This is a genomic window from Mesorhizobium sp. M0815 (assembly GCF_040319995.1).
Classification (GTDB): domain Bacteria; phylum Pseudomonadota; class Alphaproteobacteria; order Rhizobiales; family Rhizobiaceae; genus Mesorhizobium.
In genome coordinates, this window is the sequence record NZ_JAMYOU010000001.1 from 169574 (window position 1) to 188648 (window position 19075).

Sequence of the window (19075 nt, forward strand, 5' to 3'; positions counted from 1 at the left end):
CTATCTGTTGTTTAGCCGCATTTCTGCGGTGCCAACTAACACCATTGGGCAGAATGCTCTAGGGTCAAAAACCAAACACTCTGAACGACCGAATTCGACCCATTTTTGCCGTTCCGATATCGGGCCTCACCATCTCCAAGGCGGTACATTCACCCACTATTCGGCGAGAAAAATCTCGTTCCGATCAAAGCCGCCCTACTTCGTTGCAGCGGCTGCGGCTTCCCCCGGCGGCATAATCCGCATCATGAAAGCCGACACCGTTTCCCCGGGTTTGAACGGGCCGGGAACCTGATGGCTGACCGGCTTCACACTTTGGAGGAATGCCGCGATAGCCATGGCGTCATCCGCGGTGAGATGCGCAAAATCGCGCCAAGGCATGATCGGCGCCAGCATACGGCCGTCCGGCCGTTCGCCGGTCTGGATCGCGGTGACGATCTGCTCCGGGGTCCAGCTTCCGATACCGGTCTCCTTGTCAGACGTGATATTGCGGGCGACAAAGACACCAAGACCAGGAATCTCGAAGCCCACATCTGAACCGCCAAGAAAGCGCGACATGTCGGGCTTCCCGAAGAAGTAACCGGGTGTGTGGCAGTCGCTGCAGCCGGCAATCGAGCCAGATATTCGCCGCGCGCAATCTGTGTGTCGTCGGCCATGGCCGCGTAAGATGGCAGGGCAACAATTGACGCTGTCAAGAATGCAAGATGAATTAGTGTCCGAAACATTGCTTCCTCCCTGTGGTCTGTTCGTGGTTTGTCCGTCGACCTCCCGCGTCGTCAACTGGTCGCAATTCCCCGATTTGGCGACGTCGGGGACGTTAAATTTTAGCATGGCCAGGACGGATTACTATCAGCGATCAATTGGACCGTCGGCACTTGTCGTGTCCGGTTGAGCAACTGTTACGAAGCTCGCTAGCCGACGCACAACGCCTTCGCCTTCTTTGGCGCAACGTGCTCGTCCTGGCAGATGAGCCGAACGGCAACCTACCACCCATCTCGGCCATTGGGGCAGTCAGATGATTGAGTTTGATCCTAGCTGCGCCCGGCAGTTCCGGCCGCGTCAGATCACAGTGTCCGTCCAGCGGACGATTTGCCCGGCCGCATCACCGAACGCCGCGTCGAGCGCGCCGACATAGGCCTGGTTGCCGCTGCCCGAAACGGGCGCGATGGCGCTAAACGTCTTCGAAGCGCGCACTTCGCCGTTGCGGTCGTTCAACAGGCGCACGAACAGCTCGACCTCGGCATGTTGGCCGCCATCGACACGCACCTCGAACGAGCGGATCTCGACGATCACCTGATAGTCGATTGCCAGCCCCTCGCCCGGCTTACCGACGCCGGTGAAGCTGCCCGAGCGCTGGAACGTCTCTGCCAGCCGCGCTTGTACGATCATCGGCAGCCGGTCGGCCCATTGCGCGCCCTTGAGATACTGGATCGATCGCGGCGATGGCTTGATGACGATGTTCTGGCTGTCCAGCGCCTTGAGCGCCGACGGCTGGGCGATGAGGATCTGGCGACGGCTGTGGGCACGCGCTTCCAGCGACGGCGCCGAAAGCTCGAACGTGTCCAGCGGTGCCGGTCCGCCGCCAGGCAAGGCCGCGCAGCTTGCAAGCGCAAGCGCCAGCAACACCGCCCCGCTCTTCAACCCACTCGATCTGATGCTGCCTGAACTGATCGACTTCAAACGCGATCCCCCCCGGATCGTGGAAACAACGCGTATCTGCAAGCTATGTTCTTGCTGTGGGCGGAGGCCGAAGTCAACGGCGCACCCTGCCGTCGAACTGCCGGACCTCGCCCTCGCCGCCGGACAGGATCCGCTGCGGGTTGCGGCTCAGATCGGTTACCGCCTCCTCGATGCGGGTGATCGAACGACGGCTGTCCTGGACCAGCGCTTCGACGTTTTGCAGCCCCTGTCCCGAGAATCGCGCCAGATTGTCGGTGATGGTACCGAGACGGGCGTTCAGCGTGTCGGCGACCTGCTTGAACGATTTCAGCGTCGCTCTCGCGTCGGCCATGACGCCGTCGGCCTGGCCGGAGCCGAGCAGTTTGTCGACCTTGGCAAGAATACCGTCGACTCGCACCGAGGCATCGTTGAGGCGTCCTGCGAGCTGGTGCGCGTCTTTGATGGTTTCATCGATGTCGTCGGCTCGGTTGGCGAACTTGTTGGTCACCTTGGCGATGTCGGCGGCAGCCTCGTTGGCGTTTTCGCTGGCCTTCTGGATGTTGGCCAGCGCGGTGCGAACCTCAGCCGGATCGATGCCGTCGAGAACGCCGTCGACCTTGGCCAGCGTGCCTTGCGTCTTCTGGGCGAAGTCGTTGATCGAGCCGACCGCAGTGTCGACGTTCTTGATGACCGTGTCGAACTGCTTGCTGGTTTCCTTGAGGTTGGAAGTGACCGTGTCGACATTGGCGACGATGCTCTTGATCTGGTCCTTGTCGACGGCGTTGAGTAGCCCTTCCGCCGCCTTCAGAGTGCCGTCGAGCTTGCCCGAAACACCCTTCAATTCGTCCGCCAGCGAGCTGACGCTGGCCAGGAACTTGTCGACCCCGTCCGAATTCCTGGCCAGTGCATCGGAGAAGGTCTGGACATTGTTGACCGTCTGCGTCAGCGGCCCGCGAACGTCCTTGGTGAAGCCTTCGAGCTCCGAAAGGACCTTGTCGGCGCGGGTGAAGATGTTCTGCGCCGTCTGCAGCAGATTGGTGACCGCCGACGGGTTGGCAACGATCTCAGCGACACGGCCTTCCTTTTCCGCCTCGTCGAGGAGTTTTGGCTCCTTGGGGTCGGCGCCCTTGAGCTCGATATTGGCCTGCCCGGTGAGGCCGGCAAGCCCGATATCGGCCTGCGTCGACTTGGTGATCGGCGTATTGCGGTCTATTTCGGTGTCGGCGATGGCAGCGGTCGGATTGTCGACGTCGATATAGACACGGCGCACGTCGCCGACCTTGACGCCGTTGAACAGTACGAAGCTGCCACGGCCGAGTCCCGAAGCCGACCCTGGAATGCGCACGCGCAATATGGTCGTCTCACCCTTGTCGCCGATCGCCGCCGTCCAATAGACGAAAGCGAAAGCCGCGAGGATGGCGGCCAGCGTGAAAATGCCGACAATGACGTAGTTGGCCCTGGTTTCCATTGCTCACTTATGGCTATGCGCGCGCCGCAAGATCAAGTTGCCGGGCGCGTTTTCCGCGGAAATAGGATTTTACCCAGGGTTCCTCGCTCCTGAGCATGTCGTCGATCGTGCCCTCGACCAGCACTTTCTTTTTGCCAAGCACCGCCACGCGGTCGCACGCGGTAAACAGCGTGTCGAGATCGTGCGTGACCATATACACGGTCAAATCCATCGTATCGCGCAGCTTGACGACCAATTCGTCGAACTCAGCCGCGCTGATCGGGTCAAGGCCGGAAGTCGGTTCGTCGAGGAAGACGATATCCGGGTCGAGCGCCAGAGCGCGCGCCAGCGCAGCACGCTTGATCATGCCGCCGGAAAGCTCGGAAGGGAATTTCTGCGCCGCGTCCGGCGGCAGTCCGACCAGCTCGACCTTGAGCATGGCCAGTTCGTCCATCAGCTTCTTCGGCAAATCGAGATATTCGCGCATCGGCACCTGGACGTTTTCGAGGACGGTCAGCGCCGAAAAAAGCGCGCCGTGCTGGAACAGCACGCCAAGCCGCATGTCGATGCGAAGGCGCTCCCTTTCGCTTGCCTTCTCGACGTCGACGCCGAACAGTTTGATTGTTCCCGATTGCTTGCGCGTCAGGCCAAGGATGGTGCGCAAGAGAACAGATTTGCCGGCACCGGAGGCACCGACGAAGCCGAGAATCTCCCCGCGCCAGATGTCGAGCGACAATTTGTCGAGAACGACTTGGTCGGCGAACGACACCGTGACGTCGTGCGCCGACAGCACGATCTCGTCCTCTTTGGCTTTCTCCGCCACCTTGGTCGTGTTTGTGCCCGGCAGCGCCATGTCAGAACTCGATCGCTGCATAGAACATGGCGAAAAGCCCATCGAGGATAATGACCACGAAGATCGACTTCACCACTGAGGCGGTCACATGCTGGCCAAGCGATTCGGCGCTGCCGCCAACCTTCATGCCCTCGACCGAGGCAATTATGCCGATGATCATGGCCATGAAAGGCGCCTTGATCAGGCCGGCAAAGATGGTGCTGAGGTCGATTGCGACACGCAGCCGGTCAATGAACGCTGCCGGTGCAATATCGGAGTAGAGCCATGCAGCCAAAATGCCGCCGCCCAGCGCGGCAAAGTTGGCGATGATCGTCAGGCAAGGTAGCGCGACGACCAGCGCGACCAGCCGCGGAAACACCAGCACGCCGATTGGATTGAGGCCGATCACTTTCAGCGCATCGACCTCCTCGCGCATCTTCATCGAGCCGATCTCGGCGGTGATCGCGCTACCGGAGCGGCCGGCGATCATGATCGCCGTCATCAGCACGCCGAGCTCGCGCAGGATCAGCACGCCGACCAGGTCGACGACGAAGATATCGGCGCCGAAATAGCTGAGCTGATAGGCGCCTTGCTGGGCGACGATCGCACCGACAATGGCCGACATCAGCACAACCACCGGTATGGCGCCAACGCCCATGCGATCGATCTGGTTGAAGATCGCCGCCATGTTGACGGCATGGCCGCGGCCAAGCTTCATCTGCGAGCCGCGTATCGTGGCGCCGAGGATGTTCATTGCGGCCAGGAAATCGTCGCGCATCTCATAAACGCGCCGGCCAACCGCCTCGAGCCCGCGAATGATGAAGTTGGGCGGCTTTGCCGGACCTGATTCGGGCTCGCGTCGAACGGCGTCCCCGACGGCGCCAAGCAGGATCGAGGCGATCTCGCTCTGCCCCTGCATCGTGATCTCGACGCCCTTCTTTTCGAAGCTGCTGACCAGGCGGTCGATCAGCCATGCTCCGGCAGTGTCCATCTTCTCGATTTGTGAGAGGTCGAGCGCCAGCGTCTTGAAGCCGCTGCGCTGCTCGATCTTGCGCATCTCGGCATCGACCAGCGCCACGGTGCGTGTCGTCCAGCTTCCCGAGAAAGCGCAGCCGAGAACGCCGCCCTCCTCGCCGATCGCGATGCGCGGCTGGTGGTCGGGCTCCTTGGCAGGGCCGCTTGCGTCGCGTTTGCGGATGGTCAACATGGCGTCCTGTTTAGCCTGACGGGGCCGACCTGTCGATTTGCCGATATCCTCCTTGTTGCACAGCCGGAGCAGAAAAATATGGCGCGTGTCATTTCGGTCGAGGCCGAGCGCTTTCCTATTGCCGGGACCTTCACCATTTCGCGCGGCTCGAAGACCGAGGCTGAGGTGATTTCCTGCGCCATCAGCGAAGACGGCCATACCGGGCGCGGCGAATGTGTCCCTTACAAGCGCTATGGCGAGACCGTGGAGGGTGTGCGCGACGCGATCGAGGCGATGCGCGGTGAGATCGCGGGCGGCATCAGCCGCACCGCCCTGCTCGGTGCCATGCCTGCGGGTGCGGCACGCAATGCCATCGATTGCGCGCTCTGGGACCTGGAATCGAAGATCAGCGGAACACCGGTGGCGCATATGATACGAACCGTTCCGTTACGGGCGCTTGAGACGGCGTACACACTGTCGCTCGCCGAGCCCGAGGCGATGGCGGCGCAAGCCCGCGCCAACGCCCAGCGCCCGCTGCTCAAGGTCAAGATCGGCGGCGACAACGACATCGCCCGCATCCGTGCAGTGACGGCGGCGGCACCCGACAGCCGAATCATTCTCGACGCCAATGAGGGCTGGAATGACGACAATATCGTCGCAAACCTCGCCTTTGCCGCCGAGCACGGTATCGCCTTGATCGAACAGCCGCTGCGGGCGGGACATGACGGTATTCTTCGCCACATCGCGCATCCGGTGCCGATCTGCGCCGACGAAAGCGTGCACGAGGCGAAGGACCTCGACGCGCTTGTCGGCCTCTACGACGCCATCAACATCAAGCTCGACAAATCGGGTGGCCTGACCGCAGCACTCGTGCTTCGCGACCGCGCCCGCGAACTGGGTCTTGGCGTCATGGTCGGCTGCATGGTCGGCACATCGCTTGCGATGGCGCCGGCCGTGCTGTTGGCGCAGGATGCCGATTTCGTCGATCTCGACGGTCCGTTGCTGCTAGCCTGCGACCGCGTTCCAGGTCTCGTCTACCAAGGTTCGCTGGTGTCACCGCCCGAGCCAGCGCTGTGGGGCTGAACGCGCGGCAAGCCCGATCAGCGCCAGGCCCGTCAGGGCGATGGGGATCATCGCAAAGAAGCCATTCGCGCCGAAGCGATCGTAAAGAGGACCTGAAATCAGCGTTGCCACCGCCATGAAGAAGCCGTTGGAGAAATAGGCGATGCCTTGCGCCGCCCCGGTGCGTTCTTCCGCGATTGTCTCACCGATCATCTTTTGCAGGCCGATCAGCACCAGCGCCACCGAGACGGCGTGCAGTGTCTGGATCGCGAAGAACCCGCCAACGCCAAGCCCGAGCGGCCAGATCAGGGGGAAGGCAATCCAGCGCACGATCGCGCCTATCCCGGCAATCAGCATGATCGAGACGACCGAGAAGGAGGCGAAAGCCCGGGTGAAGACGACGAACATGCATATCTCGGCGACGACGCCCCACCCCCACAGCAGCCCGACAACCGAATCGCTGATGCCGATCGACTTCCAGTATATCGACACGAAGCCGTAGAGAAACGCGTGGCTGGCGGTGATGACGCCGACGCCGGTCGAAAAGTAGAGGAAGTACCGGTTGAGGAGTTTCGGTGCCGATTGCTGGATATCGGCGGCCGAAAGCGGCGAGGCGCGGCGCGGACGGCCGAGGCGCGGCGCAATCAGTCCGGCGGCTAGCGCGGCACACAGTGCCGCGAAGATGATCACCGGAACAGCCTGCGCACCGCTTGCCGACAGGATGAAACCGCCGGCGAGATTGGCACAGAGATAGGAGATCGAGCCCCATTTGCGCATGCCGGCGTAGTTCGAGCCGAAGCGGCGAACACCTGAAAGGGCAAGCGAATCGGCAATCGGCGAATGCGGCGTCCAGACGACCGTCAGCGCCAGGGACACGGCAAGTACCGTGGCGTAGGTCGGCGGCAGGAGGTAGCCGGCGGACAGGATCAGCGATGCGGCGACCAGCGCGACATAGACATTGGCGCGGTCGCTCGCTTTGTCTGCCAGAGCGGTAAGAAAAGGCGTCGTCGCCACGCGCAGGAACATCGGCGCAGCGAGGATCACGGCTATCTGCTCGGCATGGAACCCCTTCGCCTGCAGCCACAGCGGGAAATAGGGCACATGCGTTCCGAGCGGAACGAAGAGCGTGAAGAAGATCAAGCTCATGCGCAGTTCGAAATGGCGTGGCTTGACGAGCTGTTCGGGCGAAAGCGGCGGCAGCGAGGACATTAACAGGCGATCCGTCGGCACGGCATTCAGCCGGGTCGGCCCACCACACCAGCCGCTGCATAACACGGCGAAAAAGTGGATGAAACCGCTGGACTAACCGATTAAAGCGAGGTGAGGCCGGGTTTGGTCAAGCCGCCTGGACTGCCCTGCCCTTGATGTCGATCGGCACGAGCACCTCGCTGCCGACCGGAGTCTCCGGCAGGACATGCGCCCAATGCAGTATCTCCATCCGGCCGTCAAAATGCTCGACCACCGCCGTGCAGCTCTCCACCCAGTCGCCGGTGTTGATGTACTGCACGTCCTCGTAGCTTTCGATCGCGGCATGGTGGATGTGCCCGCAGATCACGCCGTCGACATGCGAGCGGCGCGCCTCCTCGCTCAGCACGGTCTGGAACGAGCCGATGAAATTCACCGCCTTCTTGACCTTGACCTTGGCCCAGGACGAGAACGACCAGTAAGGCAGGCCGAGCACTTGGCGCAGGCGCGTGATGACGCGATTGACCAGCATCGCCGCGTCATAGGCATAGTCGCCTAGATAGGCCAGCCAGCGCGCATTGTGGACGACGGTGTCGAACTGGTCGCCATGGATGACAAGAAGGCGTTTGCCATCGGCGGTCTCGTGGACGGCGCGATCGGCGACGACAATGCCGCCGAAATGCACACCTTGAAACTGCCGCGCGAACTCGTCATGGTTGCCGGCGATGTAGGTGATGCTGGCGCCCTTGCGCGCCTTGCGCAGCAATTTCTGGACCACGTCATTGTGGCTCTGCGGCCAGTGCCAGCTCCGTCTCAAGCGCCAGCCGTCGACGATATCGCCGACGAGATAGATGATATCGGCATCGTGATGGCGCAGGAAATCGATCAGGAACTCGGCCTTCGCCGCCTTCGATCCGAGATGGACGTCGGAGATGAACATGCTGCGGAAAGTGCGGGGCTCTGCGCCGGACATCATTTGTCACCGTTGCTTTCGCGTGAGGCTATGCCCCGATTCATGCAACAACCGTATGACGGTTGCGATTGGTCCAGCCATACGGGTAGGTTGCCGCGGCAATCAGAGGAGAAAATCACCATGGACCTCCGTATTCGCGGCAAGAAGGCCATAGTCTGCGCCTCGAGCAAGGGGCTGGGACGCGGTTGCGCCATGGCGCTGGCCGAGGCAGGCTGCGATCTGGTCGTCAACGGCCGCAACGCCGACGTGCTGGCCAAAACCGCCGCTGAACTGCGCGAGAAATTCGGCGTCAGCGTGACCGAGATCGTCGGCGACGTATCCAAGCCCGACGTCCAGAAGGCGCTGCTTGCCGCCTGCCCCGATCCCGACATCCTCGTCAACAACAATGGCGGTCCGCCGCTTCGCGATTTCCGTGCGCTCGATCGCGAAAACATCCTCGAAGGCGTCACCCAGAACATGGTGACGCCGGTCGAGCTGGTTCAGGCCGTGATCGACGGCATGGCGGCGCGCGGCTTCGGCCGCATCGTCAACATCACCTCGCTGTCGGTCTATGTTCCTATCCCCGGCCTCGACCTGTCGTCCGGCGCGCGCGCCGGCCTCACTTCGTTCCTGGCCGGCGTCGCGCGGACGGTGATCGACCGCAATGTGACGATCAACAACATGCTGCCGGGCAAGCTCGACACCGACCGGCTGCGCGGCCCGCACGAGGCCGGCACGCCCGAAGATCCGGCCGCCGCCGCCGCGCGCAAGGCGCGCATCAGCGCCGACGTTCCGGCCAAACGGCTCGGCACGCCGGAGGAATTCGGCCAGATCTGCGCCTTCCTGTGCTCGGTTCATGCCGGCTACCTGACCGGGCAGAACATACCGGTGGACGGAGGTCTCTACGTCAGCGCGTTCTAATGGCGGAATCCAAGGCTTGGCACCCGCTGGTAACGGCGGGAAGCGACCCATTGGGTAGTGGGTCGGTTTGAAATCTAAGCTTTGAATATCTCAGCTAGGAGTTCGATAACCCGCTCCGGAGGCAACTCCGGAGCCCAAGGATCAGATTCAGAGATTGCCTCATACTGGCGTCCGTCAATCTTGGATCCCAAAACCTGATAATATGCATCATGAACAATTGGGAAGAATTTGGCCCGGAATTGATCGAGTTCGGCCTTGCTCCGCTCTTGATGGAGAAAACTAACGGCGTGAGCCAATAGGAACTCTAATTTGGCGAACTCGATAGGATCAAAATCATAGGTCTTCATACCGGAGACATAGCACATGGCAATTCAGGCTGTCCCTTTTGACTTCAAACTGACCCACTACCACCCATTGCGGACGTTGGAGCCGTAAGCATAAGGTCCGCAATGCAACACTCGTCCCTCATATCCTTCCTCAACGGCGAGAAACCACCCGACGAGCTTTGGCGGGAGATTGAAGCCGAAGTGAACGAATGCGTAGCCGCCGCATCCAAGCCCGGCTGCGTGGGGCATGTCATCATCACTGACGGGCCAAATACGATCATTAATCGTCGACATGTAGACGTGCTGGTTGGTCAGCTGGCAGACGGCATCCTACCGATCCAAGCAGCCGCCTACATTGCCGATGCGCTGATCATGAGCGACGACTTCAACTTTGCGGACGATGGCATCTCGGAGGTTCTGTTCTTCCTGTCAGACGAGAGCGCGCCCCTTTCGCGGGAAGAGGTGCAGTCGCTGCGGAGCCGTCTTTGGACGGGAGCGTAGCGTCGGTCTTACACCCTTTGCGTAACCCTATGCGACTATTCTAAAGCTGTGAGATTGGCGACGCGGCAAGTACGGGCATCGCATCCTGTCGGAAGAGCATGGATCATAGCTGTGGACACGGAATACGCCTCTGAAGAGATTTGGCGCACATCGCTTGCGGCAGCGCGTAGCTACTTTCGCCACCTGCAAACTCCTGAAAACCTGCCATATGCGGCCAAATCAATTAGTCATGCCATCCGCCGTATCGAGCGGATAAGAGCGGCCGGACTTCCTGAATGGCAGGAGCGAGACAGAAATACGGGTTTCCCCTGACCGCTTTCGACCCGTTACGGGCGCCCTCAGGCCAGCCCGAGACACGGCGACACTATGCTCAAAACGGCACTCAGTTCACAAGGACTAGGGTTAGTCCGCATGCTATGTCCTGCCTCGCAATCGAAAATGAGACCGGCGGATGGCGTCTTCTATCTATCGCTTTGTTAAGCAAAAACTGCTGTCACACGGGGTTCGAACCACGGCCGACGGCAGCCTTGCAATTGCCGACAGGAGATTGTTCCTTGACTTCGTTCGTCTAGAACGAGCGGTTAGGCTAGAGGATTTCGCGACAGTCCAGTCTGCCGTGGTGGCGATTGAAAATCGTTGCTTGTCAATGGGAAAACGTCACATCGCCGTGTTTGCATATATGTATCTCAGGTTTTCGGATGCGACCCCAAAGCTTACCCACCTGGACATTGATCTTGAGGAAGGAGGTGTCCGCCGAACAGTCGACTACCGGCGTAGGGTGTCGTCGACAGAGCGACTTGTCGGTGAGTGGGCTGCCGCGTGGTACGACCGCTATTCTAAGAGTTTCTTTCGTGTACTTTATGAGAGCAACAGCGCCACAGCGGACTAGCGAAAGAATACCTAATCATCCGCAAACCACCCGAGCAGACATTCGGCGGCGCAGCTCGCCGCAGCACCCGCCTGTCGTCCCGACATCTCAATGGCAGACCAGACGGCCCGACGGCGGCGTGAAGCCATAAGCGTCGCACTTGCGACATATCACCTCTCGAAAAGCCGCGGCTGCATGCTAAGAGACTCGAAACACCAAACGGACTGAACCGAGGAGGCGGCCGTCATGACAGGCGAAAGCAAGAAGGCGGCGCGATCCGACCTCGACGAAGCAGCGCTCTACTTCCACAAGCACCCCCGGCCCGGAAAGCTTGAAATCCAGGCGACGAAGCCGCTCGGCAACCAGCGCGACCTGGCGCTTGCCTATTCGCCGGGCGTCGCGGCGCCCTGTCTTGAAATCCGCGACGATCCGGCAACCGCCGCCGACTATACCGCCCGCGCTAATCTTGTTGGCGTCGTCACCAACGGTTCGGCGGTGCTGGGCCTCGGCAATATCGGACCGCTCGCCTCCAAGCCCGTGATGGAAGGCAAGGCCGTACTGTTCAAGAAGTTCGCCGGCATCGATGTCTTCGACATCGAGATCGACGCACCGGGCATCGAGCGCATGGTCGAGACGATCTCCGCGCTGGAACCAACCTTCGGCGGCATCAACCTTGAGGACATCAAGGCGCCGGAATGCTTCGAAGTCGAGGAGCAGTTGAAAGCCCGCATGGGCATACCGGTCTTCCACGACGACCAGCACGGCACCGCCATCATCGTCGCCGCCGCTGTGCTCAATGGGCTGGAATTCGCCGGCAAGTCCATTTCCGACATCAAGATCGTCACGTCGGGCGCCGGCGCTGCCGCTCTTGCCTGCCTCAACCTTCTGGTCTCGCTCGGCGCGCGGGTCGAAAACATCTGGGTCACCGACCGGTTCGGGGTCGCCCATAAGGGCCGCGTCGAGGAGATGGACCGCTGGAAAGACCCCTATGTGAAGGATACCGAGGCGCGTACGCTGGCCGACGTTCTGCCCGGCGCCGACGTGTTTCTCGGCCTGTCAGCCGCCGGCGTACTGAAACCGGAACTGCTCCATCACATGGCGCCCAAGCCGCTGATCCTGGCGCTGGCCAACCCCAATCCCGAGATCATGCCGGAAGCGGCACGGGCAGCACGGCCCGACGCGATGATCTGCACGGGCCGCTCCGATTTCCCCAATCAAGTCAATAACGTACTCTGTTTTCCTTACATCTTCCGTGGCGCGCTGGATTGCGGCGCAAGCGCCATCAACGAAGAGATGAAGATGGCCGCCGTGCGAGCGATTGCAGCGCTCGCCCGCGAAGAGCCATCCGACGTTGCCGCGCGTGCCTATTCCGGCGAGACGCCGATCTTCGGTCCGGAGTTCCTGATCCCCTCGCCTTTCGACCCGCGACTGATCCTGCGCATCGCCCCTGCCGTCGCCAAGGCAGCCTGCGAGAGCGGCGTCGCGACCCGTCCGATCACCGATTTCGCCGCCTATATCGACAAGCTGAACCGCTTCGTCTTCCGCTCCGGCCTGGTCATGAAGCCGGTATTCTCGATGGCCAAGACGTCGAGCGCCAAGCGCGTCATTTATGCCGACGGCGAGGACGAGCGCGTGCTTCGCGCCGCGCAGGTCGTGCTCGAGGAAGGCATTGCCGAACCGATCCTGATCGGCCGCCCGCACGTCATCGAGGTGCGGTTGAAACGCTATGGGCTGCGCATCAAGCCCGGCGTCGATTTCGGCTTGATCAACCCGGAAGACGATCCGCGTTACCGCCATTATGTCGATCTCTTGATCGAGCTTGCCGGCCGCCGTGGCGTGACGACGGAAGCGGCGCGCACCATGGTGCGCACCGACAATACGGTGATCGCCGCCCTTGCCCTGAAGCGCGGCGACGCCGACGCCATGGTCTGCGGCCTCGAAGGCCGTTTCGAGCGCCATTTGCGCAACGTGACGCTGATCATCGGGCCGCGCGCCGGCATCAAGGATCGCGACCTGTCGACGCTTTCCATGCTGATTTCGCAGCGCGGCATCATTTTCCTCACCGACACCCATGTCTCCGTCGATCCGACCGCCGAGGAGATTGCTGAGATGACCGTTTTGGCGGCCGAGGAGATTCAGCGTTTCGGCATCGAGCCCAAGGCAGCGCTGCTGTCGCATTCGGATTTTGGCTCCCGCGATTCGCCAAGCGCCATGAAGATGCGGCAGGCGGCGGCGATCTTGGCGCGCATCGCGCCCGACCTGCAATGCGACGGCGAGATGCATGCCGACTCGGCGCTATCGGAGCAGCTGCGCCAGCGCGTCTATCCGCATTCGCGGCTGAAGGGCGAAGCCAATCTGCTGGTGTTCCCCAATCTCGATTCGGCGAACATCACGCTGACCGCGCTGCGCACGATGATGGACGCGCTGCATGTCGGCCCGATCCTGCTCGGCACCGACAGCCCGGCGCACATATTGACGCCGTCGGTCACCTCGCGCGGCGTCGTCAATATGACGGCACTGGCCGTGGTCGAAGCCGCGCATAAGGCGCAAGCCATCGTCGATCTGGGCTAGCCGTGGGCTTTCTCAGATTGGCCCGAACCGGAAATGCCCTGTCTGCCTGAAGGCAAACAAAGTGTCCTCTTCCCTGGCGCCGCCACCGATATTGTGAATGACCAGCCCTCTTGTCGGCACCACAGTGGAGCGATTGGACGACACGATGGCAATATGCGACAGATTGCCGGGCAGCATCTGGGCGACGAGATCCCCAGGCCGATAGTCGGCGGGGTCTTGGCTGACGGGCAAGGCAGCACCGCGCCGCTCAAAATAGACCGCAAGATTGGGCACACGGCGGTGGTCGATGTTGCGGTCGGGCGCTTTCAGGCCCCAAGCCTTCGGATAGGCGGCAAAATTGGCCCGCATATCCTCATGCACCAATTCTTGCAGATCGAGATCGAAGGCGCGGCGATAGGCACGGATCACGACATCCGTGCACACACCCCGCTCGGGCTCAACGTCCCCGCCCGGATAGGCCAGGCGTGTATAGGTCGGATCGTAGAGCGTGGTGACGCCGATCTGCTCACGGGCGGCTTCGACCAATTTGGTGCCCCAATCCGGCGTGATGGGCTTTTCCTGCGCCATGGCAACCGGCATCGCCAGGCACAAAAGACCAAATTGCACTGCGGCTCGACGGGTAATCGCGGTCATGCCAAGCCTCCGGGCATTGCTGGATCCAGGCATTCTTCTGCCAGGGTGTCGCGGTCCTGACAATGTCCGAGTATGCCGTGCGGCGTGGTCGATATGACGCGCTGGTTGTGGTCGAAGCCGCGCACAAGGCGCAAGCCATCGCCGATTTGGGCTGAAGCCGGAATCAGCGATATGCTAAACAAACGCTTAACCGCAAGCGCGGTAGCTTTCAGAACGGCAGACAGGCGGAGTTCCGGAGCGATGACGGGCGCACGTTGGAAGCTGACGCGGGCCGCCGCGCTGCTCGGTGCCCTGCTACTGTGCGACATCGCCGTCACTCAGGCGCAGGCCGCCTCCCGCCTCTGCCGCCAGCTTGAAGCCGATCTTGCTGCCGCTTCTCGTGGTGGCGGCGGCAAACCGGCCTTGCTCAGGAAATATGACGACGCGATCGCCCGGCAGCGCCAGCAGATTTCAAAGGCCGTCAGCCAATCCAGCAGCGCCGGCTGCGGCTTTTCGCTGTCTCGCCGCAACGCCAACGTATGCGCGGCACTCGACGCCACCATCGATCGCATGGCTGCCAATCTCGACGACTTGCAGGCCAAGCGCGCTGAGCTTGACAGCGGTGGTTCGCGACGCGATCGCGCGCGCATATTGACCTCGCTTGACGCCAATGGCTGCCGCGACGAAGCGGCGCCATCAAAGCCCGCACCGGTTCGCGAAGCCAGCGATGAAAACGGCAACGGAAACCTGCTCGAGCAGCTTTTGGGCAGTGAATCCGATGCGCCCGACCAGCGTGAAGAGCCCAGCCAGGCTGAAGAGCTAAGTCAGCCGGGCAACATCCGCACCCTGCTCAACAACGCCGACATGGGCCAGCCGCGAGGAGAATTCCGCACCATGTGTGTGCGGACCTGCGACGGTTATTTCTTCCCGATGTCGAATGCTGCCTCGCTCGGCGATTTCGAGCGCGACCAGAAGAATTGCGAATCGAGCTGCCCCGGCACCGAGATGCAGGTTTTCTACACGCGCGGCATGAACAGCGATTCGGCGTCCATGACGTCTTCGGTGACCGGCAGGCCTTATATCGAACTGCCGACGGCCTACCTCTACAAGCAGTCCGACATGCCACGGCCGCCGGCATGCGGCTGCAATGCCGCGCAGAATTTCGAAATCATCGCCGGCAACCCGCCCAGCCCGGAACGATCCGAAGCGAACGTGGAGACCACTCCGTTCATTCCGGTGCCGGTTGCCAGGCCTGATCCGGGCGCCGACCCGGAGACCTTGGCCAACGCGGAAGGCGGCCTCGACCGTGAGGCGATCAGACGCCTTGCCGTCAAACCCGTGCCTTCGCTGACGTCCCTGCCGCCGCCCGAACAGCGCAAGGTCAGGGTCGTCGGGCCAACGTTCCTTCCCGACCCAGCAGCGGCAACAGATCTGCAAGCTCCGGACCCGAAGGCTGTCCCGTAAGCGCCAGCCTCAGCGGCATGAACAGCGCCTTGCCCTTACGGCCGCTCGCCGCTCGGATTTTGCCGGTCCAGTCTTTCCAGACGGTGCCGTTCCAAGGCTCCTCCGGCAGCAGTTCGAACGCCTGGCGAAGAAAGTCGCGGTCATCGTCGGAAAACTCCGCCGGCTCCTCTGGACCGTCGCGAAGTGTGCGCCACCAGATCGCCGCATCGGCCAGCCTGTCGAGATTGCCGCGCACCGCCAGCCAGAAAGGCTCGGCCTGTTCGCCAGAGATGCCGAGCACGATCAGCCGGTCGCGCGCCTCGGAAAAGGGCATGTGGTGCAGCAGCGTGCGGTTGAGCACGAAGAGCTCGTCCGGATCGAATTTGGCGGCGGATTTCGATGTTGCCGCCGGATCGAAGCGCTCGGCAAGTTCAGCCATCGTCGGCACCGCCACGACGTTTTCCGAGGTACCGACGAGTACCGCTAGCGAAGCGACCGCCATTGGCTCTATGCCGCTCTCACGCAGGCTCTGTATGGACAGCGCGCCGGTGCGCTTGGAAAGCCCCTCGCCTGATGCTGTTGTCAGAAGATTGTGGTGGCCGAACACCGGCGGCTCGGCGCTGAGCGCCCGGAACAGGGCTATCTGGACGCCGGTATTGGTGACGTGGTCGTCGCCACGAATGACATGGCTGACGCCCATGTCGATGTCGTCGATCACCGAAGGCAGTGTGTAGAGATAGGTGCCGTCCTCGCGCCGCAGAACGGGATCTGAAAGCGAGGCGAGGTCGACGGTCTCCTCGCCGCGCACCAGGTCGTTCCAGTGGATTTCGGTGCGCTCCGGCTGCAGCGGATCGCTGCTGAAGTTGGGCAGCAGAAAGCGCCAGTGCGGCCGCCGGCCATCGGCCTCATATTCCGCGACCTGCTCGGGTGCGAGCGTCAGCGCCTCGCGGCCATAGACTGGCGGCAGGCCACGCGTGCGGCGCACCTTGCGCCTCAGGTCGAGCTCTTCAGGCGTCTCATAGCAGGCATAGACGAGGCGGGCCTCCTTCAGCCTTTCCAGTGCGGCATCATAGATTTCGACCCGCCGCGACTGATACTCCGTGGCATCGGGGAAGATGCCCAACCAATGCAGATCATAAAGGATGGCGTCGGAAAATTCCTGCGTCGAACGGGCAACGTCGGTATCGTCGAAGCGCTGGATGAAGCGGCCCTTGTTCTTGATGGCGAACAGCCAGTTGAACAAAGCGGTGCGCGCATTGCCGATATGGATGCGGCCGGTCGGTGACGGGGCGAAACGGACGGTAACTGTCATGAGCGGGGCGTACCGGATGGTTTTGCTGTTGACAAGACGCGCCCCCGCGCTCTGCGGCAGACATAGAACATGACGAAGACGAAGAAAAGACGGCAGCGCCGCGCGTCCATTAAGACGCGCCGCGCCGTAACCGTCAGATCACCAGGCCTTTGGTCAGCTCAAGCGCCTGACGTTCGAACAGCCGGCGGTAGATGCCGCCTTGCAGCCGGATCAGTTGGTCATGCGATCCCTCCTCGACAATGCGGCCGCGATCGAACACCAGAAGCCTGTCCAGCGCGCGCACGGTCGACAGCCGGTGGGCGATGACCAGCGTCGTGCGGCCGACCATCAAGCGCTCCATCGCCTGCTGGATCAGCACCTCCGATTCCGAATCGAGGCTCGACGTTGCCTCGTCCAGGATGAGGATGCGCGCATCGGCGAGGAAGGCGCGTGCGATTGCAACACGCTGACGCTCGCCGCCCGACAGCTTTACGCCACGCTCGCCGACCAACGTGCCATAGCCTTTCGGCAAATCGGCGATGAAGTCATGCGCGCTGGCCAAGCGCGCCGCGTGCTCGATCTCGGCCTGCGTGGCGCTCGGCCGGGCATAGGCGATGTTTTCAGCCAGCGACCGGTGGAACAGGATCGGCTCCTGCTGGACAATCGCGATCTGTGCGCGCAGCGACGCCTGCGCGACATTGGCAATATCCTGGCCGTCGATCAGGATATTGCCCGCAGTCACGTCATAGAGGCGCTGGATCAGCTTGACGAACGTGGTCTTGCCGGAGCCCGAATGGCCAACCAGCCCGACCCGCCCGCCCGGAGCGATATCCACCGAAAAGTCCCGATAAAGCGGCAAGCGGTGGCTACCGTAGTGGAACGTGACATTGTCGAAGGTGATACGGCCATCGGTGATCCGGATCGGCTTGGCTCCGGGCCGATCCTCGATGCCGAGTGGTTCGGACTGGAAGTCGACCAGTTCCTCCATGTCATTGATCGAGCGCTGCAGATTGCGGATATGCGTGCCGATGTCACGCAGATAGCCTTGCAGCACGAAGAATGAGGTCAGCACGAAGGCGACGTCGCCGGCGCTCGCCTGCCCCCACGACCACAAAAGCAGGGAAAAGCCGATGACCGCTGCCCTCAAAAGCAGCAGCATCGTGCCTTGCGTGGTGCCGTTGACGGTGCCGCGCACCCAGGTGCGCCGCGTGCGTGCGCGCCATTTGGCGACGACGTCGGCAAGCCGTGTCTCCTCGCGCTCCTCGGCGCCAAAACCCTTGACCACGGCGTTGCAGCTCACCGCATCGGCCAGCGAGCCGCCAAGCCGCGTATCCCACGCATTGGCAAGCCTTGCCGCGGGGGCGACATAGCCGAGCGACAGCATCGTCGTTACGCCGATGAACAGCACCGAGCCCGTCGCGACGACCGCGCCCATCAGCGGCCAGAACCAGCCGAGCAACAGCGTCGAGCCGACAAGCATGACGACCGACGGCAGCAGCGCGATCAGGATCGTGTCGTTGAGCAGGTCGAGCGCCCACATGCCGCGCGTTATCTTGCGCACCGTCGATCCGGCGAAGCTGTTTGCGTGCCAGTCGGTGGAGAAGCGCTGGACGCGGTGGAAGGCATCGGCGGCGATGTCGGCCATCATCTTCAGGGTCAGTTCGACGATGGCCATGAAGGCGAGATTGCGCAGCACGACACCGGTGAGCGCCAGGGCCACCAGCATCGAAAAGGCAGCCGTCGCGGCATTCCATGCGACATCGTCGGCAGTGGCACTGCTGGCAACGGCGTCGACCAGCCGGCCGGAATAGAGCGGCGTCAGCACGTCGGCCAGGGTCGACAGCAGGAATGTGGCCATGATCAGCGAAAGCCGCCACGGCTGGCGCCGCCAATGACTGAGCGTAAAACCAAGAACGCTGCGAAAGGCGCCCGCGCGCAAATCTATTCGAAAACGAGCCATGATGTCATTCGGGCGCAACGAGCCCGATCCCGGAAAGGTCGAAATTGAAAAAACCGCGTCGGGCGAATTAGCACCCAGGGAATGCGGAGGTTCGGCACATTGGCGGCTCGCCCGAATACGGGCGGCGACCGGCATCGACGAACGCCTGTTCTCAGCTCGACTTCGCCGCAAAGGTAAGAACCTTCTGGCTCGCCGATTGAGACCTAGGCTTCGCGGCCTCGCATAACGATGTCAAATCCTGGCATTTCGGTCCTCCCCTAGG

Annotated in this window: 15 protein-coding genes and 1 pseudogene; 5 read left to right on the forward strand and 11 right to left on the reverse strand. The window is 62.1% G+C overall.

The window, feature by feature from the left end:
• Positions 1-195 precede the first annotated feature (195 nt).
• The 5 genes and pseudogenes from NKI01_RS00820 to NKI01_RS00840 form a co-directional block, all read right to left on the reverse strand.
• Positions 196-722: pseudogene (locus tag NKI01_RS00820) on the reverse strand (c-type cytochrome).
• A gap of 334 nt (positions 723-1056) precedes the next feature.
• Complete coding sequence (locus tag NKI01_RS00825) at positions 1057-1623, reverse strand: ABC-type transport auxiliary lipoprotein family protein (protein WP_502895843.1); 567 nt, start codon at positions 1621-1623, stop codon at positions 1057-1059.
• A gap of 127 nt (positions 1624-1750) precedes the next feature.
• The gene (locus NKI01_RS00830; RefSeq protein ID WP_023720067.1) at positions 1751-3124 is read right to left on the reverse strand and encodes an MlaD family protein; all 1374 of its coding nucleotides are present in this window, start codon (positions 3122-3124) and stop codon (positions 1751-1753) included.
• A 13-nt stretch (positions 3125-3137) separates the two neighbouring features.
• Positions 3138-3956: an ABC transporter ATP-binding protein gene (locus NKI01_RS00835; RefSeq protein WP_023720068.1), complete on the reverse strand. Its 819-nt coding sequence runs from the start codon at positions 3954-3956 to the stop codon at positions 3138-3140.
• A gap of 1 nt (position 3957) precedes the next feature.
• Entirely contained in the window at positions 3958-5142 is a 1185-nt protein-coding gene (locus NKI01_RS00840) for an ABC transporter permease (RefSeq protein ID WP_023720069.1), read from the reverse strand.
• Positions 5143-5220: 78 nt separating this feature from the next.
• On the opposite strand from NKI01_RS00840, the gene dgcA reads away from it, so the two are divergent.
• Entirely contained in the window at positions 5221-6204 is a 984-nt protein-coding gene (gene dgcA / locus NKI01_RS00845; protein WP_352494569.1) for an N-acetyl-D-Glu racemase DgcA, read from the forward strand.
• Here the strand turns inward: dgcA and NKI01_RS00850 are convergent.
• A complete protein-coding gene (locus NKI01_RS00850) occupies positions 6175-7392 on the reverse strand; it encodes an MFS transporter (RefSeq protein ID WP_031194316.1) in 1218 nt (405 codons plus the stop codon). The genes dgcA and NKI01_RS00850 overlap by 30 nt on opposite strands.
• A gap of 127 nt (positions 7393-7519) precedes the next feature.
• On the reverse strand, positions 7520-8308 hold the full coding sequence (locus NKI01_RS00855) for a UDP-2,3-diacylglucosamine diphosphatase (protein WP_502896861.1): 789 nt from the start codon (positions 8306-8308) through the stop codon (positions 7520-7522).
• Positions 8309-8461: 153 nt separating this feature from the next.
• Between NKI01_RS00855 and NKI01_RS00860 the strand changes: the two genes are divergently transcribed.
• Positions 8462-9241, forward strand: coding sequence for an SDR family oxidoreductase (locus tag NKI01_RS00860; protein ID WP_352961564.1), 780 nt, complete (start codon positions 8462-8464; stop codon positions 9239-9241).
• 74 nt (positions 9242-9315) lie between these two features.
• Here the strand turns inward: NKI01_RS00860 and NKI01_RS00865 are convergent, their stop codons facing one another.
• On the reverse strand, positions 9316-9606 hold the full coding sequence (locus tag NKI01_RS00865; RefSeq protein WP_031194317.1) for a hypothetical protein: 291 nt from the start codon (positions 9604-9606) through the stop codon (positions 9316-9318).
• A gap of 84 nt (positions 9607-9690) precedes the next feature.
• On the opposite strand from NKI01_RS00865, the gene NKI01_RS00870 reads away from it, so the two are divergent.
• Entirely contained in the window at positions 9691-10068 is a 378-nt protein-coding gene (locus NKI01_RS00870; RefSeq protein WP_023720075.1) for a hypothetical protein, read from the forward strand.
• Between the two features lie 1114 nt (positions 10069-11182).
• Positions 11183-13507, forward strand: a complete 2325-nt coding sequence (locus NKI01_RS00875) for an NADP-dependent malic enzyme (protein ID WP_352895317.1) — start codon at positions 11183-11185, stop codon at positions 13505-13507.
• A gap of 12 nt (positions 13508-13519) precedes the next feature.
• Here the strand turns inward: NKI01_RS00875 and NKI01_RS00880 are convergent, their stop codons facing one another.
• The gene (locus NKI01_RS00880; RefSeq protein ID WP_051409694.1) at positions 13520-14140 is read right to left on the reverse strand and encodes a DUF1287 domain-containing protein; all 621 of its coding nucleotides are present in this window, start codon (positions 14138-14140) and stop codon (positions 13520-13522) included.
• 240 nt (positions 14141-14380) lie between these two features.
• Here NKI01_RS00880 and NKI01_RS00885 point away from each other — a divergent pair, with 240 nt between their 5' ends.
• Positions 14381-15583 carry a DUF2865 domain-containing protein gene (locus NKI01_RS00885; protein WP_023720080.1) on the forward strand — a complete coding sequence of 401 codons (1203 nt, stop codon included), beginning with the start codon at positions 14381-14383 and terminating at the stop codon, positions 15581-15583.
• On the opposite strand, the gene gltX is transcribed toward NKI01_RS00885, so the two are convergent.
• Together gltX and NKI01_RS00895 are read right to left on the reverse strand one after the other, a co-directional pair.
• Positions 15501-16874, reverse strand: coding sequence for a glutamate--tRNA ligase (gene gltX, locus NKI01_RS00890; protein ID WP_352482218.1), 1374 nt, complete (start codon positions 16872-16874; stop codon positions 15501-15503). The two genes, NKI01_RS00885 and gltX, sit on opposite strands and share 83 nt — an antisense overlap.
• A 133-nt stretch (positions 16875-17007) precedes the next feature.
• Positions 17008-18813 (reverse strand): ABC transporter ATP-binding protein, encoded by a 1806-nt coding sequence (locus NKI01_RS00895; protein ID WP_023720082.1) that lies wholly within the window; start codon positions 18811-18813, stop codon positions 17008-17010.
• Positions 18814-19075 lie beyond the last annotated feature (262 nt).

Coding starts and splice junctions, on each gene's coding strand:
- NKI01_RS00830 (WP_023720067.1), bottom strand. CDS start 3,124: ATGGAAACCAGGGCCAACTACGTCATTGTCGGCATTTTCACGCTGGCC.
- NKI01_RS00835 (WP_023720068.1), bottom strand. CDS start 3,956: ATGGCGCTGCCGGGCACAAACACGACCAAGGTGGCGGAGAAAGCCAAA.
- NKI01_RS00840 (WP_023720069.1), bottom strand. CDS start 5,142: ATGTTGACCATCCGCAAACGCGACGCAAGCGGCCCTGCCAAGGAGCCC.
- dgcA (WP_352494569.1), top strand. CDS start 5,221: ATGGCGCGTGTCATTTCGGTCGAGGCCGAGCGCTTTCCTATTGCCGGG.
- NKI01_RS00850 (WP_031194316.1), bottom strand. CDS start 7,392: ATGTCCTCGCTGCCGCCGCTTTCGCCCGAACAGCTCGTCAAGCCACGC.
- NKI01_RS00855 (WP_502896861.1), bottom strand. CDS start 8,308: ATGTTCATCTCCGACGTCCATCTCGGATCGAAGGCGGCGAAGGCCGAG.
- NKI01_RS00860 (WP_352961564.1), top strand. CDS start 8,462: ATGGACCTCCGTATTCGCGGCAAGAAGGCCATAGTCTGCGCCTCGAGC.
- NKI01_RS00865 (WP_031194317.1), bottom strand. CDS start 9,606: ATGTGCTATGTCTCCGGTATGAAGACCTATGATTTTGATCCTATCGAG.
- NKI01_RS00870 (WP_023720075.1), top strand. CDS start 9,691: ATGCAACACTCGTCCCTCATATCCTTCCTCAACGGCGAGAAACCACCC.
- NKI01_RS00875 (WP_352895317.1), top strand. CDS start 11,183: ATGACAGGCGAAAGCAAGAAGGCGGCGCGATCCGACCTCGACGAAGCA.
- NKI01_RS00880 (WP_051409694.1), bottom strand. CDS start 14,140: ATGACCGCGATTACCCGTCGAGCCGCAGTGCAATTTGGTCTTTTGTGC.
- NKI01_RS00885 (WP_023720080.1), top strand. CDS start 14,381: ATGACGGGCGCACGTTGGAAGCTGACGCGGGCCGCCGCGCTGCTCGGT.
- gltX (WP_352482218.1), bottom strand. CDS start 16,874: ATGACAGTTACCGTCCGTTTCGCCCCGTCACCGACCGGCCGCATCCAT.
- NKI01_RS00895 (WP_023720082.1), bottom strand. CDS start 18,813: ATGGCTCGTTTTCGAATAGATTTGCGCGCGGGCGCCTTTCGCAGCGTT.